General features: G+C 70.9%; 1 protein-coding gene. It reads right to left on the reverse strand.

The genetic code is table 11. The features are described from left to right. Positions 1-1,286 (reverse strand): M4 family metallopeptidase (locus tag IEZ27_RS53390; RefSeq protein ID WP_189654313.1); only part of this gene is annotated, 1,286 nt, incomplete at both ends.

A 1,286-nucleotide genomic window follows, 5' to 3' on the forward strand; every position in this document is an offset into this window, starting at 1 on the left:
GTGGCGGTCAGGTTGACGGTCTGGGCGCTGCCCGAGGTGGTCTGGGTGTTGACCGTGGTGGAGGCGGTGCCGCCCGGCTGGGCGCTGCCGGAGGAGGAGCTGAGTGTCAGCGAGAAGTCGGGGCCGGCGGTGCCGCAGGCCGGTTCGCCGGAGGCCGCGGTGACGCTGACCGCGCTCCAGGCCGCCTTGGTGCTGTTGCACTCGGCGCTGTTGGCGCCGTACAGCTCGATGGCCGCGGCCACCGAGGCGGCGCGGATGTTGGTGTAGCGCCAGGAGGACGTCTTACGGCTCAGCGCGCCCATGTAGATCTTGCCGGCCTTTTGGACGCTGACGCCGGTCACCGAGGAGGGACCGCCGGAGCAGATCGGGCTGGAGGGCTTGCCGCCGCCGGGGTTGTTGCCCTCGGCCAGCAGGTAGAACCAGTGGTTGAGGGGGCCGGCCGCCGAGTGCACCTCGGTGTTGGGGATGGCGGAGGAGTAGCAGTTGGGGTCGCCGAGCGCGCCCGGGTTGTACATGTTGCGGATCGGGCCCTGGCCGACCAGGTCGACCTCTTCGCCGACCAGGTAGTCCGGCGGGTCGTTGGGGTTGTTGGCATACGCTTCGGTCAGGGCGCCGAAGATGTCGCCGGTGCCCTCGTTGATGCCGCCGTTCTCGTTGCCGGAGCCGGCGCCGCCGGGGGTGGTCTGGAAGACGGCGTGGCCGAACTCGTGGGCCACGACGTCGATCGGGGTGGCCTGCTGGGTGTTGGCCTGGTTGTGGCCGAAGTTGGTGTAGCTGCCGTTCCAGTAGGCGTTGACGTCGGCCAGGCCGACGCGGGCGGGGAAGCCTCTGCCGCTGCCGTCGATGCCGCTGCGGCCCAGCCAGTCGCGCAGCATGTCCCATTCGCGCTGGACGCTGTAGAGGGCGTCCACGCAGGCGGTCTCCAGGTTGGTGCCCGAGCCGTTGCCCCACGCGTCGTCGGTGCCGGTGTAGGCGCTGCCGCCCTGCCCGCCGCAGGCGATACCCGGCCGGGTGGTGTCGGTCATCGAGTACGAGCTGCCCGAGCCGCTCGTGTTGATGGTGACCTGTCCGTAGTAGTAGCCGTTGCCGCTGCCTTCGCGGACCAGGTCGACGGCGTCGGCGATGGCGCCGGTGCGGGCGTCGACGTAGACGTTCTGCACGCTGGGTTTGCCGGCGGCCAGGCCGGAGACCTTGACCTCCCAGGCCAGCCTCGGCGTGCCGGTGCGGGCCAGCACGACCAGGCGCGGCGCGGTGCTGTCATCGACGCGGGAGAGTCTGGCCTTGGC

The sequence above is a fragment of the Nonomuraea spiralis genome, from assembly GCF_014648435.1.
GTDB classification, from domain to species: domain Bacteria; phylum Actinomycetota; class Actinomycetes; order Streptosporangiales; family Streptosporangiaceae; genus Nonomuraea; species Nonomuraea spiralis.